This is a genomic window from Niastella sp. (assembly GCF_045805085.1).
In the GTDB taxonomy this organism is placed as follows: Bacteria; Bacteroidota; Bacteroidia; order Chitinophagales; family Chitinophagaceae; genus Niastella.
Map to the genome: position 1 here is coordinate 1 of NZ_JBJMLX010000395.1, position 15,137 is coordinate 15,137.

At 44.2% G+C, this 15,137-nt stretch carries 11 protein-coding genes, 1 tRNA gene and 1 pseudogene; 8 read left to right on the forward strand and 5 right to left on the reverse strand.

Translation table 11 applies throughout. The features are described from left to right. Together ACJ751_RS20625 and ACJ751_RS20630 are read right to left on the reverse strand one after the other, a co-directional pair. Positions 1-540 (reverse strand): hypothetical protein (locus ACJ751_RS20625; RefSeq protein ID WP_407747414.1); only part of this gene is annotated, 540 nt, incomplete at its 3' end. A 275-nt stretch (positions 541-815) separates the two neighbouring features. Beyond that, entirely contained in the window at positions 816-1,205 is a 390-nt protein-coding gene (locus ACJ751_RS20630; protein ID WP_407747415.1) for a helix-turn-helix domain-containing protein, read from the reverse strand. Between the two features lie 515 nt (positions 1,206-1,720). Here ACJ751_RS20630 and ACJ751_RS20635 point away from each other — a divergent pair. The 7 genes from ACJ751_RS20635 (at position 1,721) to ACJ751_RS20665 (ending at position 11,908) form a co-directional block, all read left to right on the forward strand. Beyond that, a complete protein-coding gene (locus tag ACJ751_RS20635; RefSeq protein WP_407747416.1) occupies positions 1,721-2,704 on the forward strand; it encodes an alpha/beta hydrolase in 984 nt (327 codons plus the stop codon). Positions 2,705-3,016: 312 nt separating this feature from the next. After that, a complete protein-coding gene (locus tag ACJ751_RS20640) occupies positions 3,017-4,402 on the forward strand; it encodes a S41 family peptidase (protein ID WP_407747417.1) in 1,386 nt (461 codons plus the stop codon). Positions 4,403-4,501: 99 nt separating this feature from the next. Next, the gene (locus ACJ751_RS20645; RefSeq protein ID WP_407747418.1) at positions 4,502-5,089 is read left to right on the forward strand and encodes an RNA polymerase sigma factor; all 588 of its coding nucleotides are present in this window, start codon (positions 4,502-4,504) and stop codon (positions 5,087-5,089) included. Positions 5,090-5,149: 60 nt separating this feature from the next. Continuing rightward, complete coding sequence (locus tag ACJ751_RS20650; protein ID WP_407747419.1) at positions 5,150-6,172, forward strand: FecR family protein; 1,023 nt, start codon at positions 5,150-5,152, stop codon at positions 6,170-6,172. A gap of 87 nt (positions 6,173-6,259) precedes the next feature. Further along, on the forward strand, positions 6,260-9,472 hold the full coding sequence (locus ACJ751_RS20655; protein ID WP_407747420.1) for a TonB-dependent receptor domain-containing protein: 3,213 nt from the start codon (positions 6,260-6,262) through the stop codon (positions 9,470-9,472). A 72-nt stretch (positions 9,473-9,544) separates the two neighbouring features. Next, positions 9,545-10,978 carry a hypothetical protein gene (locus ACJ751_RS20660; RefSeq protein WP_407747421.1) on the forward strand — a complete coding sequence of 478 codons (1,434 nt, stop codon included), beginning with the start codon at positions 9,545-9,547 and terminating at the stop codon, positions 10,976-10,978. 87 nt (positions 10,979-11,065) lie between these two features. Next, on the forward strand, positions 11,066-11,908 hold the full coding sequence (locus tag ACJ751_RS20665; RefSeq protein ID WP_407747422.1) for a hypothetical protein: 843 nt from the start codon (positions 11,066-11,068) through the stop codon (positions 11,906-11,908). A 33-nt stretch (positions 11,909-11,941) separates the two neighbouring features. Here ACJ751_RS20665 and ACJ751_RS20670 read toward each other — a convergent pair whose 3' ends face one another. The 3 genes from ACJ751_RS20670 to tyrS all read right to left on the reverse strand — a co-directional run bounded on the left by ACJ751_RS20670 (position 11,942) and on the right by tyrS (position 14,318). Then, the gene (locus ACJ751_RS20670) at positions 11,942-12,418 is read right to left on the reverse strand and encodes an acyl-CoA thioesterase (RefSeq protein ID WP_407747423.1); all 477 of its coding nucleotides are present in this window, start codon (positions 12,416-12,418) and stop codon (positions 11,942-11,944) included. Between the two features lie 346 nt (positions 12,419-12,764). After that, a tRNA-Gln gene (locus ACJ751_RS20675) sits at positions 12,765-12,835 on the reverse strand. Between the two features lie 238 nt (positions 12,836-13,073). After that, positions 13,074-14,318: a tyrosine--tRNA ligase gene (gene tyrS / locus ACJ751_RS20680; protein WP_407747424.1), complete on the reverse strand. Its 1,245-nt coding sequence runs from the start codon at positions 14,316-14,318 to the stop codon at positions 13,074-13,076. 355 nt (positions 14,319-14,673) lie between these two features. Here tyrS and ACJ751_RS20685 point away from each other — a divergent pair. Beyond that, positions 14,674-15,137: pseudogene (locus ACJ751_RS20685) on the forward strand (hypothetical protein); the annotation flags it as partial.

Below are 15,137 nucleotides of genomic sequence, written 5' to 3' on the forward strand. Positions count from 1 at the left end.
ATCGGAATAAATGACTACCCGGAAATTATCATGCCGTTTAGCGTGCTTTTCTCCCTTGTTGTTTAACAGCTTCCATTGCCTGGCCCGTTCACGTCGGGTTTCCAGATTATCCATTTTTCCATGCTTCATATTCTCGATGGCCTGCGCAAGTTTTATCCGTTCTTCTCCGGCAAATGGATCATCATCTGATGGCTCAGCGCTTGTTTGACTGGGTGGTATCGATATACGTTTTTTCAATGATGTTATGAAAAGGTGCACCCATAGTTCATCAATTCCTGCATAATGGCAAAAATGGGGAATTAAAATACGCATGGATCTATCTCCAAAGTAATCGCGGATCTCATAGTACAAGGTAAGAGCATCATCATAACTGCAGTTCATAATTTTCATAATATCATTAGTACCCATGTACAGTTGCAGTACCTGCACGAAACCGCGGCGGGGATAAAACCAATCGACGACGTCGTATATTTCGTCGTTGATCCTGATGTCATTGAGCACTGGTTTCTTTTCACCAGGCTTTTCCATTTCAAATAGCATGATGTTGTTTGTAAATTTTAAAAGTTAAGCCAATAGCGGCAATTGGCTAACTAACCAGAGTGGTTTCTTCGAATACTTAACCGTGAGTAGTATATCCTGGTCGGATAGGGGAAGTTACTGAATTTATAGGATTTAATTTGTTGAAGAAGGGTAAGTATACAGGAAATTGATTAGGATCAAAGATGAAGAAACATTTTAATGATAGATAATGCATACCATCGCCTGTTTCGCAGGGTGGAAACTGTATGTTGGTTGCGTCGCTGGTTCGGGAAGTTCTAGCGGTTGAGCATAATATAGGGGACTGTTCCGGGAGGATTGCTAAGCTGTACTTTTCGCCAGACGGATGGCGCGCGACCGGTAATCCTTTTAAACTGATAAGAGAATGGCCGGGTAACATCATAGCCGGTTTCCCAGGCTATTTCATAGATAGGTAGTTGGGTTTCGAGTAATAACTGCATGCCTTTCAATGCACGCGACATGGTCAGGTATTGCTGCACACTTTGATAATATCTTTTGGGAAAAGCGGTGGCCAGCTTCTTCGGGCTCATGCCCACGCGCCGGCTGAGGTATTCCAGCGTTATCGGTTTGTAGTATTCCTGGTCAATGATATCCCTGGCTTTTATTATTTTATTCTGATCGATCGTTGCACGTGTTTGTTTTTTCATAATGTAGGTTAAGGTGTGTGAACTGATGTGATATTGTTGCCTCTTGGTCTATCAGGGTAAGACTAAATGTAACCGTTAGTGTGCTTGTTGAATCGCTGTGTTGCGCTCTATTTGTTTTGTAAATGTAAAATCTCTCTGTACTCGGATTTAATATTTATATCAGCTTTATGTATTTTCCTGTAAATTAATAATGTGCATTTTTGAATTTTGCCAAAAACGACGAAATGGGCATCTCAGGGCACTGATCGGATACCGCTCCTGTAACGGTTTTGAACGGAAATGTGTCTGGTTGCAGGTTGCAAGTTTCACAGTCGCCGCGAACGATCTGTCTTGCCCGCCGTCCGCGTGGCGCCGAAGCTTTAGCGGAGGCGCAAGCTTTAGCGTAGGAGGGCCTTCTGCCTTCTGCCCTCTGCCTTCTGCCTTGCCGCTTCACCAGAATATGGTACTTTTGTCAACCGCTACCACTTCCATGCACAACAGGCATTTTACTTACTTAACATTCAAAACCAACAGACATGTCAATTACAGCTGAAGTAGTAAGCTATGCTACCGATCCTTCTATTGAGGTTCAAACAAAAGCATTTTTGAAAGAACTGAACAGTGGTGACGGAAAACCGATGGAAACGATGACGCCGGAGGCTGCCCGCCAGGTGCTGATAGGCGCTCAGAGATCGGTGTCTGTAGACCTCTCGGGCATTGACGTGATGGAAAAAACAATTACCCAGGACGGGCTTACGGTTAAGTTGTTTGTGGTGCGTCCTGCAGGAGTGGATGAGGAACTGCCGGCGTTTATGTTCTTCCATGGCGGCGGTTGGGTGCTGGGTGATTTTCCTACTCACCAACGCCTGGTGCGCGACCTGGTAGTGCATTCCGGGATGGCGGCCGTGTTTGTAGAATACACGCCATCGCCTGAAGCCAAATACCCGGTGGCCATTACCGAAGCTTATGTGGCTACCAAATGGGTGGCGGAGAATGGTGCGGACATCAATGTAAATGGAAAGAAACTGGCCGTGGCGGGTAATAGCCTAGGTGGTAATATGGCGGCAGTAGTGGCGTTGATGTGTAAAGAGAAGAAAGGGCCGGAATTACAATTCCAGGTTTTGTTGTGGCCGGTTACCGATGCCAGCTTCGATACGGATTCATATCATCAATATGCCAATGAGCGGTTCCTTACCCGTAACATGATGATCTGGTTCTGGGATAATTATACTACCAGCGATACGCATCGCCAGGATATTTTTGCTTCGCCCTTACGGGCTTCGCTCGATCAGTTAAAAGGACTGCCGCCGGCCCTGGTGCAAACTGCCGAGAACGATGTTTTACGTGATGAAGGCGAAGCGTATGCAAGAAAAATGAATCAGGCCGGGGTGCCTGTGACGTTGATCCGCTGTTTGGGAATGATCCATGATTATGGTATGCTGAACCCGCTGTCACATATACCCGAAACGAAATCTGCTATTCGTTATGCTGCTCAAGAGTTAAAGAATGCATTGAAATAAATTATTTATATAATAAAGTAAGCGCCCCGATTCGCATCGCGGCGCTTTTTTAGTGCTTAATAAAATGAAGATTACATTATTTTAATATGAAACACATGTTATGTATTTATAAAATAATGGTAAAAAAGGTGCTGAAAATGCATTTACTTTTGCTTCCCTAAACTGTCACTATTGTGAAGCAATACAGTCATTTATATATTTTATTCCACACTTTCCGTTATCCATACCTGTTTTTTATAATTTATTACCGGTGAACTATTAATCAGCAAAGCCTGCTAAATTTATTACCCATCAGTATAATGACGGAACAGAATGAAACACTTATCCCGGATAGCTATATCAGCTTTCTTTTCGGTTGCCTTTATCTGTTGCAGCAAGCACGACGTGATAACCGATCCTGTCCCTGCCGATTCACTGGGTATTATTAACCGGTGGGTACTCGATAGTATGCGCCGTTACTATTACTGGGGCGATAAAATGCCAGCCAGGCCGGATTATTCCTTACCAACCGACCAGTTTTTTGCCAGCCTGCTTTCTGACCAGGACCGTTATTCCTGGATTGCCAATGGCCGTGATGTAATTTCACCTTCTACCACTTATTTTACTTATGGTTTTCAATATGCTTTGGTAAAAGCAACTGGCTATCAGGGTTATATTGGTGTAGTTAGCCTGGTAAATGCGGGCGGGGGCGCCGATGCCGCTGGTTTACAAAGAGGTAGTTATTTTACCCGGGTAAATGGCGTCGATATCAACGACGGCAATATGAACACTGTTATAAAACAATTGAAAACCGGTAGCCAGGTAACACTAACGCCTGCTACTTATACGAATAACACCTGGACCGCCCAGCAGGCCATCACTATAAAAAAACGCTACAGTGCAGAGAATGCCGTTCGCCTGGTACGCACTTTTTCTGCTGGCGGCATAGTAACAGGCTACCTGTTCTATAATTCATTTGATGAATATTATGATGCATCCCTGTTGCAGGCCTTTGGTAAGCTAAAACAAGCCAATGTAAATGAGTTGATTATTGACCTCCGGTACAATGCCGGTGGTAGCGTACCCTCCTGTGCCAAGTTGTGCGCTATGATAGCCAAAAACATTACGGCCGATGGCGCCTTTGTTATCTATAAAGGCAACAGCCATGAAGGAACAAAACCACGCAGTACGCAGGCCGTGCTCAATACATCCGGCAACGCAACAGGGCGGCAGTTTAATGACCTTTTACCCTACCGGTTGTCATTACAACGGGTTTTTATATTAACCACTGGCGCTACCTTGTCTGCATCAGAACTTTTAGTGAATAACCTGAAACCTTTTGTAGAAGTTGTTCAGGTAGGGGAAACCACGGCTGGTAAAGATGAAGCCTCTTTGCTGGTAGAAGATCAGCACACCCCCCGCAAAGTGGAATGGAAAATACAGCCTATTATATATAAACTGTTTAACAAGGATAACCAGGGTGGGTACGATAAAGGTATTGCGCCCCAGCAGGCAGTGAGTGATATGGCCCAGGTTCCGCTGTATCCTTTCGGTTCTGTTCAGGACCCATTGGTGAACAGCGCCCTGCAAAAAATTTACGGCAATAATCTGCCGGATACTTTTAGAAATTTACGTAGTTCAATAACGGCATTGCCTGTAATTCCAGTATATCGCTCCGCAGAACAGCAATATGTAAGTCAATGGGAATTGAAAAATTAGATCAGGTCTTAAGAAAGTGGCTTTAACAAATCATTAAATGAGCAAGCTGTGAAAGATGTTAAAAATTCAGGGCTTTATTTTTGCCGCAAATCCGGACAAGTGGATAATAGCAAGACTGTTTACCAGCAATTTCATGAAATTTTTGCTCGCTATGGAGACGGATTGTTTTACTATGTGCTTAAGTTAACCGGCGATGAAACAACCGCTAAGGATATTGTTCAGGAATGTTTTCTGCGGCTATGGGAAAACATTCAGACAATAGATACCGATGCAGACCTGCTCCCCCTGCTTGTTACCTACATAAAAAACCTGCTTACAGACGATTACAGGAAAAAACAAAGCCGTAGCCGCCTGCATTTTTCCATAGCACAGCGGATGGAAGGCATGACGGACGAGCCTCAAGGGGAACAAATGCTTTTTTTGCGCGACAGGCAACGCCAGTTGCTCAACACCCTGTCCCAGATGCCGGAAAAGCGCAGGAAAGTTTTCCAGTTAGTACGCCAGGAAGGGCTTTCTCATAAAGAAGTAGCCGAACAGCTTAATCTTACCATAGCCGACGTTAAAAAACAAATGCGATTGAGTTTGCAGCTTTTGCGGCAGGTGATGCCTTTAATAATTGCCTTTCTACACATCTGTCGTTTAGTGATCCTTATCCCGCTCATTTACTCAATATTACCAAACTGTTAAGGGTTACATGGCACGTATCCTTCCGCTTTTATAAAACGTGCTTATTATATACCACAGTAAATGAAATTGGAACTGTATAAGAAAATGCTGCGAGGACAGGCTTCTTCCGAAGAAATACGGCAGGTGATGCAATGGATGGAGGAGGATGGGACCTTTTTTGATCAGGCTATGCTGGAAGAGATCCGGCAGGCAACGCAACAGCCAATGCCGGCCGGAATAAAACAGCAAATGCTGACATATTTTGAGCAGCATGGAATAAAAGAAGAACCCCGGCAGGGCCTGGTTGTTCCCCTGCAAACGAAAAAAGGGTTTCCCCGCCTATATAGATGGATGGCTGCAGCAGTAATTGCAGGTGCTATAATAATAGCCGGCTGGGTATTTTATAAGCCTGCGGGTAAAACCGTACCTGCAATAGCCTGGCGTGAAGTAAGCAATAAGAGTGGCAATTTGTTACGGGTTACTTTGCCGGATAGTTCAGTAATATGGTTAAGGTCGTATGCTGTATTGCACTACCAGGAAAATTTTACCCGCCATCAGGAGCGAATGGTTGACCTGAAAGGCGAAGCTTATTTCAGAATAGCGCATGATAGCATTCACCCTTTTATAGTACGTACCGAAAATATGACCACTACTGTATTGGGTACTGAATTTAATGTGGAAGCTTACGAAAATGAGCCTACTATAAAGGTAAGCCTGCAAAGAGGCAAAGTGCGCATAGGCAGCAGGGAAAACGGCAACGGGAAAGCGCAAACACCTCAGTATTTATCACCCGGCCAAATGGCCACTTTTAATAAAAACAGCGAAGACATTACCATCAGGGAATTTCGTGTTCCTGATTCAAGGGTTTGGATAGAGAACGGCCTGGTGTTAAACGACGTTCCATTGCTTACTGCGCTACACCGCATAGAGCGCCAATATAACCAGGTAATTCAATTTGACTCTGTGAAGATGTCAGGGTATAAACATGTAACAGCCTGTTATAAGCAAATGACGATGCCACAGATATTATCACAGCTTGGCTTTGTCTGTAATTTTTCAGCGCGTAAGATCCGTAATAATACTTACTTGTTAGAGACAAGATAATTCTCCATTGTAAAGAAATTGTATGACGATGTAACTGATGCATTTCCCTTAATTCTTTTAACTCCAAAATAAATCTAGTAACGAGGTATGAAAATAAAATTACCCGCAGGGGCTTATAGTGCCCTGTCAACATTAAGTATTGTCATTAGTCTACTGCTATTTTTTCAGGTTACAATGGCCCAGAACAATGGCCCCATGGTTACGTACGAAGCCAGTGAGGTAAGAGCGAGTGAAGCATTAAAAGAAATTGAAAAACAGACCGGCTACACGTTAACGTTCAATTCCGAGGAGATGAATGGGATAGTATTTAAGAAGATAAAATGGAAAAAGGCTACCGTGCAGCAGGTGCTGAATGAATTACAAAAAAACTATGGTATACAATCTATTGTTACCGGTAACAATATAGCGCTCAAATCGGGGCCTATACCCGAAACAGTCCCCAAACTAACGGTGAAACCCGCCATCATTTCAGGAAAGATCATCGATGGAGAGAACGGTGATCCCGTAGTTGGCGTCAATATTAAGGTCAGTGATGCAGTTACTACTAGCAACGTTAGTGGCGTATTTACCATTAGTGTGCCAAAAGGGCGATATGTAGTTGCGGTAAGTTCAGCAGGGTACGAATCAAAAAATGTTACTGATATAGAGGTAAAAGAAAATCAGCTCTTTGATTTGAATGTAACGCTTAAACGGCAAAAAGGACAACTGGCTGGCGTAGTAGTAACAGCTACCACTGCCCGTAAAGAAACCGTAGCCTCTTTATATTCACGCCAAAAGAACAGTGCTTCCATTGGGGATGGTATTAGTGCAGAACAGATCAGCCTTACCCCGGATAAAAATCTTGGCGAGTCCATCCGGCGGATAAGCGGCGTGTCGTCGGTAGACAATAAATATGTGGTAGTACGCGGATTGAGCGAGCGGTATAACCAGGCTTTGCTGAATGGCCAGGTAATGCCCAGTACCGAATTGAACCGTAAACAGTTCTCCTTTGATATCATTCCTTCCAATATGGTGGACAATATTGTAGTGGCCAAGTCGATAACCCCTGATATGAGTGCGGAATTTGGTGGCGGCCTGGTAATGGTGGAGACTAAAAGTATCCCTTCTGAAAATTTTATTACCCTTACGGCTGGTACTTCTATAAACGACCAGACTTCCGGTAAAGATATGCTCACCTTTGAGCGGGATGGTAATAAGGGCTACTGGGGCAATTACGCTTCACACCGGTATTTATATGGTAAAAAAGACTGGAACAGCCTGGCTGATATAAGAGCATATAAAGATGCCAATAAAGATAATGCCGTGCTTACCAATAACTGGCAGCCGTATTATTACAAAGCAAGGCCTTCACAAAACTACCAGGTATCGGTAGGTCATGTATTCAAAACAGGTAAGCTGGCCGATCGAAGAATAGGGGTACTGGCTTCGCTCAGCTACCGGAATACGCAAACCATAAACGGCCTGGTTACCCAACGATTTGGATTTGAAAACCTCTCTAATGCTGATAGTACAGATTATTACCTGCGTGCAAACCAGGATGTGTTTGCAACCAATATGGGTGGTGTGCTGGCTATTGGCTATACTACCAAAAAGCATAAAATAAGCTGGCAGAATTTGTTTACAACACTGTTGGATGAGCAGACAAATTTTGGAAGTGGTACGCATGTAAATTTGGGTGGTAACAGCCGGGCCTTGATAGAAAAAGTACAGCAAACCGGTTTATGGCAAAGCCAGTTAAGAGGGGAACATGCTATTGGCGAAAAAGGCATTAAAATAAACTGGTCAGGTAATTATACCTATGTAAAAAGGGAGCGGCCAGATAATCACGTTGCGCTGTGGAAAACGGTGCCGGATAGTTTTGAATTACCACACAATGATTTTACAGTAACGCAGTATTCTCCGGAGTTGGTAAACACAGGCATGCTGCGGATGTACACAAAAGCAGAAGAGAAGAACCTGAGTTGGGATGTAAATGCCTCGGCGCCTTTTACCCTTGGGATAACAAAGAATATTTTTAAAGCGGGATATGCCGGCTGGAAAAAGGACCGGAACTTTTATGTGGCGCTTTTAGGCGATCAGGTAGATGGGAGTGTTATAAAATCTTATCCTTCTTTGCCAAATTTGTTCTCCCCTGAATATGGAGGTGGTAAAAATTTTATTCCAGATTATGGCGATGATTATAACCGCACTGCTTCTTTACATGCTTTTTATGGCATGTTCGACAACCGGATTGCCAGTAAATGGAGGTTGGTATGGGGCGTAAGGGCTGAATATTTTGATATGAACAAATCCAACCAAACGCTGGACGCCATTATACAAAATATTAAAGATAGCAGGGGCAGTGGCATCAATGATTTCAGCGCGTTGTACAACCGGGAAAAGAACTGGAAGTTATTCCCTTCGGCCAACCTTACTTACAACGTTACGCCACGCATGAATGCCCGCGCTGCCTATTCAAAAAGCATCATCAGGCCGGATCTGAGGGAAATGGCTTATTTCAGAGAATACGATTTTGAATTAGGAGGTACTTACAGCGCCGACCTGCTGCATTCAACCACCCTGAACAATTATGATGTAAGATTGGAATGGTACCCGGGCGCTGGTGAAATTGTTTCGGGTTCGTTCTTTTATAAAGATATAAAGTACCCCATGGAGATCTATAAGATGGCATCGAATAGCGTTTACACCCTGCGCAATAACTATAAAAGCCATAACTATGGTATAGAAGTGGAAGTGCGCAAAACCCTGGCATTTATCGATGTACCTGTTATCAGGAACCTGACTATCTATGGCAATTTCACCGCGTTGAACAGCAAGGTAACGCCTATGCAGGAAACTACCAACCGCATAGAAGGTGATAAAGTGGTGCCAGAGCAGATCATTGGCAAAGAAGAAAAACGACCATTGATGGGACAAAGTAATTATGTGGGCAATGCCGGTTTGTATTACAACGATAAATTGCTGCACATCAGTATCAGTTACAACACCATATCAAACCGGATGGTGATCTATGAGCAGGATGTCGTTAACTCACAATTTGAAAAACCTATGCGCTCGCTGGATGCACAGATCGCTGCCCGCTTTTTGAAACAACGTGCCGAGGTAAAGCTCAATTTAAGCAACCTGTTGCAGGAAAGCAATCTTATTTATGCGAACCGTGGTAAAACAACAGAAGAGGATGCCCGTGCACAAAATGGTGATTATTCCAATAAATATCTGCTGTATCAGAAGCATGACCTGCTGATCCAAAAGTTATCGCCCGGGCGCACTGCTGGAATTGTATTGAGTTACACTTTTTAATAAATGATTACCGGTAATATTTAGAACATAAATTAAACACAATCAGTAAACATTAAACACAATCATTAAACCATGAAACGGAACAAGATCCTTTTAAGCGCAATGACAGTGGCTGCGGCTACTACGCTGGGATTGTATGCCTGTAAAAAAGGCATCAACAAAGATGTAGATCCAAAATTATCAGCTGGTATCCTGGCTGAATGCGGACCTACGCCCGGAAGCGCAGGCGACACTACGCTTACTGGTGTAATTACTTCTGATCTGTACCTGAGCAGTGCTAAAGAGATCCATTTAAGCGGGCTGGTATATGTATCTAATAATGCTACGTTGACCATTCAGGCCGGTGCCCGTATTGAAGGAGATCCAGGTGCAAACGGCCAACCTGGTGGTGGCCTTGTTATCACCCGCGGTTCAAAGCTGATCGCCGATGGAAATCCAGAATGTCCAATCGTGTTCACCTCTTACCGTTGGGACAGCGCTCCTCAATCAGGAGACTGGGCTGGGGTAATTTTATTGGGTAAAGCACCTGTGAACAAAGATAACCCCCAGATCGAAGGTATTCCTGACAACCCACCTGCTGATGCACACTATGGTGGTACTGATTGTAATGATAACTCAGGTATCCTGCGTTATGTACGTATCGAGTATGCTGGTTACGCTTTAAGCCCCAACAATGAGATCAATGGTCTTACCCTGGGTGGCGTAGGTAGCGGAACCATCCTGGATTATATCGAATCATACAAATCAAACGACGATGCGTTCGAGTGGTTTGGCGGTACAGTAAATGCTACTCACTTGCTGGCCATCGATCCGCTGGACGATATGTTCGATACTGATTTCGGTTTTTCAGGTCACATCCAGTTTGCTATGGGTATCTCTGATCCTACCCGTGCTGATTTCAGTGCGTCTAACGGTCAGGAGTCTGATAACGATGCTGCCGGATCTACAGCCACTCCTCAAACAACTCCACAGATCTCTAACCTGACCCTGATTGGCCAGGAAAACAGCACTTTGGCTCATAACACCAATATGGCGCCTTCTGGTACAGGGTTTTATGGAAGAGCTGCTCACCTCAGAAGAAACTCCGCTTTCCGTCTGGCTAACTCTATCTACATGGGTTGGAAATGGGGTGTATCTCTTGACGGTGCTGCTACTCAGGGTGCGCTGGCTGCCGGTACTTCCTGCTTCCAGAACAACCTGGTTCATGCATATGACGAACCATTCAAGACAGAATCTCCTGCTGGCACATGGGCACCAGATGCTTCTAACCACGGTTTCACTGGTGCTGATCCTAATGCTGACATCCTGTTAAACGCTCCGTTCGACCGCACTCAGGCTGACTTTGCTTTACCACAGGAAGGTTCTCCTGCATTGGGCGCTACATGGGCTGGTTGCTTTACAGATGGTTGCAATGCTTTCTCTTTCACTCAGGTTGATTACATCGGTGCTTTCGGAACTGAAAACTGGGCACTCGGTTTAGACTTCGGTGGCTGGGTAAGATATTAATTAATGTAAGCTTTCGATAGTCAATTTTATCATTGGTTAATGGATACTGCGGTATCCATTAACCTCTTTTAATAAAACAAACATTTCATGCAAAAAAGTTATTTTCTTTATCTGATCGCTTTAGGTTTATTCACCTTCGCTTGCCGGAAAGATAACGGCACGCCTGTTGAAAATTACGCATACGGTAATATCTCTGTCAATTACAGGTTAGTGGCAAAGGCTCCCACGGTAACTGTAACGTTAGATGGAGTTAACGTAGATTCTTTGCTTTCCGGCAATAGTCTGAATCACAGAATATTATTATCAGATAAAGAAATGACCCTGCAAATAAAAAGGAAGTCATCGGATTCTTTGTTGCTCGACACTACATTTGTGCCTTCGCGTAACAATGATTTTACCATCTTTATTGTCGATGCGCTTAACTACGCAAAATTCTATAATTCCAAGGAGACTTCCAGTGTGTCGATTGACAGTAACCGGTTTCAATTATTGAATAATGTTAAGATAGGAGGGGTGGGCCGAAAGGTGAATTTCCGTTTCTTTGCTCCGCTGTTTATCTCCTCCTCATCCCAAAAATTCGATACATTGCCCATTGTGTTAAGAAATGTACCGTTTGGTGAACTAAGCGATCCTGTTGATTTTCTCAAGTCGCGTTATCCTAAAAGGCCTCCCGGATGGACATCCTCTTCAGATCAATCTCAAACTTCCTCACAAGCGCTATACATAAGAGCCTATGATGCCGCAACAGATACCTTACTGATTGGAGATCTAAGAGCAACCGCCAGTTCAGCCTATGGCAGAATACTTCCTCAGTCACTTTTTAGTACTACAGCCACAAGCGGCGGTAAATACAAGATCGTTAACGTAGCTACTACTACAACAACCCCGCCTGCTTTTGTAAGCACCTTCGCGATCTATGATATGCAATAAGGGTGCTTGCTGTGGGGGTAAATGAAACCACGCTTACATGTGTGGTTTCATTTCATCTTCAATATTCTGTCTCAGTGCCATTAACTTTTTGGCATAATTCTCCATATCAATAGCCGCGGGTGTTTCAGGAACCCATTTAGGAACAGATACTGTTTTGCCATTATCATCCACTGCCGCAAATACCATCACACAATGGGTGGTCTTTACCCTTTCTTTATGACGCGGATTACCTGCCTGCACATTAATAGCGATGTGCATGCTGGTGTTACCGGTAAAAATAACGGTAGCTGTAATTTCCACCATATCGCCGATAGAGATGGGTTTGAAGAAACGGATACCACCCACGTATACTGTCACACAATATTGTCCGCTCCAGTTGGCGGCACAGGCATAACCTGCCTGGTCAATCCATTTCATGACAGCCCCTCCATGTACTTTCCCTCCGAAGTTGACGTCTGACGGCTCGGCGAGGAAGCGGAGCGTTACGGTATTGCTGATAGCATCAATCATAAGTGATCTGGGGATTTGGTTGGTAAAATAATAACTCTTCTTTGTTCTACGCATTTTTTAATTGCCCGGTCTGGATTGGCTTTGGCGATAGGGAGAATTCCGGGCGAGGATTGGCTTCGCCGATCCAGTGACGCTCTGCATTACCCAGGAAACCACGCCACGCCAAAGGCGATTGAAATGCAGACCTGGATTGGCTTCGCCGATCCAGTGACGCTCTGCATTACCCAGGAAACCACGCCACGCCGAAGGCGTGGCTGTTTTGTTTTTCTGTCCGCTTTGCCGAGCAAGCTCGGCGCGCTGCCAGAAAAACAAAACCCGCCCCGATAATATCGGGGCGGGTTTCTTGTTGCCCAACCTGGATTCGAACCAAGACTAACTGAACCAAAATCAGTTGTACTACCATTATACTATTGGGCAGCCTTGGTCCCTTTTGTAAGGGGAGTGCAAAAGTAGGGGGTTTTGTTGTTTCTCCCAAATGAAAATGGCATAAATTCTTTCTTTTTTAGAAGAAATTTTTTCACGAGCAGCTGGTTTGTAACCAATTACCTTATCAACATAAAGTAATAGGAGAACGGTGGATCGTCGCTTTTTTGCAGACCGTCAAAACCCTCTCTGCATGAAAAATACAGGAACATCGTACTTCTTACCTCTTCAGTTATATCACTTTAACCAGATATACATGTTTCTTTCCCCTATTCACCAGCATATACTGACCGTGGAGTAATAAGGATGAGTTGACATTTAATTGAATATTTTCTATCTTTTTACGGTTGATACTTACACCACCGCCCTGCACCATTTTACGCGCTTCGCCTTTGCTGGGGAAGATCTTTGTTTCGGCCAGAAAGGATACCACGTCAACGCCTGCCTGTATTTTTGACAATTCATAATCAAATTGCTGAACCCCCTCGAGGTTTTGCAGGTCTTCTATACTCAGGGATTCAGCCGGCGCTTCCTTTTGTTCGAACAGTTTTTTAGTAGTCTCCAGGGCGCCCTGATAACCCGATTCGCCATGTACAAACAGTGTCACTTCTTTGGCCAGCGTTTTTTGCAACAGGCGGGCGGCTGCGTCTTTACGGTGATCCTCAATTAACTGTTCAATGGTTTCCTGGGGAAGGAACGTAAATATCTTTATCCATTTTTCCGCATCTGCATCGGCGGCGTTGAGCCAGAACTGGTAAAATTCGTAGGCCGATGTTTTTTCCGGCGACAGCCATATATTGCCTTTTTCGCTTTTACCAAATTTACCGCCATCGGCCTTGGTCAATAGTGGACAGGTAAGCGCAAAGGCTTCCCCGCCGGCCTTACGGCGAATGAATTCTGTACCGGTAGTGATGTTACCCCATTGATCGCTGCCACCCATTTGCAGTTTACATTTCTTATGTTGGTACAACCAGTAAAAGTCGTAGCCCTGCATTAACTGGTACGCAAACTCGGTGTAACTGATACCGGTGTCGCCTTCAATGCGTTTTCTTACACTATCCTTGGCCATCATATAGTTGACCGTGATATGCTTGCCTGCATCGCGCAGGAATTGAATGAACGAGATCTCTTTAAACCAGTCGTAGTTATTGGCCATTTCAGCCGCATTGGGTTTGGCGGCGTCAAAATCAAGGAACTGCATCAACTGATTTCTGATGCCTTCCAGGTTCTTTTGCAGTTGTTCTTCGCTTAAAAAGTTCCTTTCTTCACTTTTACCGGAGGGGTCGCCGATCATTCCGGTAGCGCCACCCACCAGGGCAATGGGCTTATGACCCGCCCGTTGCATGTGTACCAACAACAGGATAGGGACGAGGCTCCCAATATGAAGACTATCCGAAGTGGGGTCGAAACCGATATAGCCGGTGGTCATTTCTTTGTTCAACTGATCTTCAGTTCCGGGCATAATATCCTGTATCATACCCCGCCATTTTAGTTCTGCTACCAGGTTCATATTATATTGACATTAAACGAGTAATAAATTGTTTTCGCATTGCCAGCCCAATGGTTTTACTTTGCGTATTCTACATAATTCACCGGTAATTTGTACCTGATTTCATGTAGTAAATCAATGATTTATGCAAATGTAAGGATTACCGGAACTTTGGCTGAAAGATGCAATATTTTAATTGTAAAATCGTTTGTTTAAATTGGCCCCGACCCTGTTTAAAAGCGGCTCTTTGCCAACACATTAAAGTTCACTTTGCCAACGGGTGCAGCCAATATCCTAAAGAAATAGTCTAATCAATAAGTTGCTTATTTCGAAAATTGGATCAATGAAAAGGACCCGTTTTTACGTTACCCTCTCTGTGTTATTGCTACAGCAATTTTCCTATGCACAGTTCCGTAAATATTCAAATGAGTTTTTGAATATTGGGGCAGGCGCCCGCGGTCTGGCTATGGCCAGTGCACAGGTTGCTTCGGTTAGCGATGGTACAGCAGGATACTGGAATCCGGCAGGATTGGTAAATGTGAAGGACAATCCCCAGATCAATTTAATGCATGCCGAGTATTTTGCCGGGATCGGTAAATACGATTACGGCAGTTTGGCCATTCCGTTAAAAGACAATAAACGGGTAATAGGTGTATCGTTATTACGTTTTGCCGTAGATGATATTCCCAATACCGTATTCCTGGTTGAACCCGATGGCTCTATCAACTTCAGTAATATCACCACTTTTTCTTCCGCCGACTATGCCTTCCTGTTTTCGCTGGCTCAGGCCATAAAAACTACCGGTAA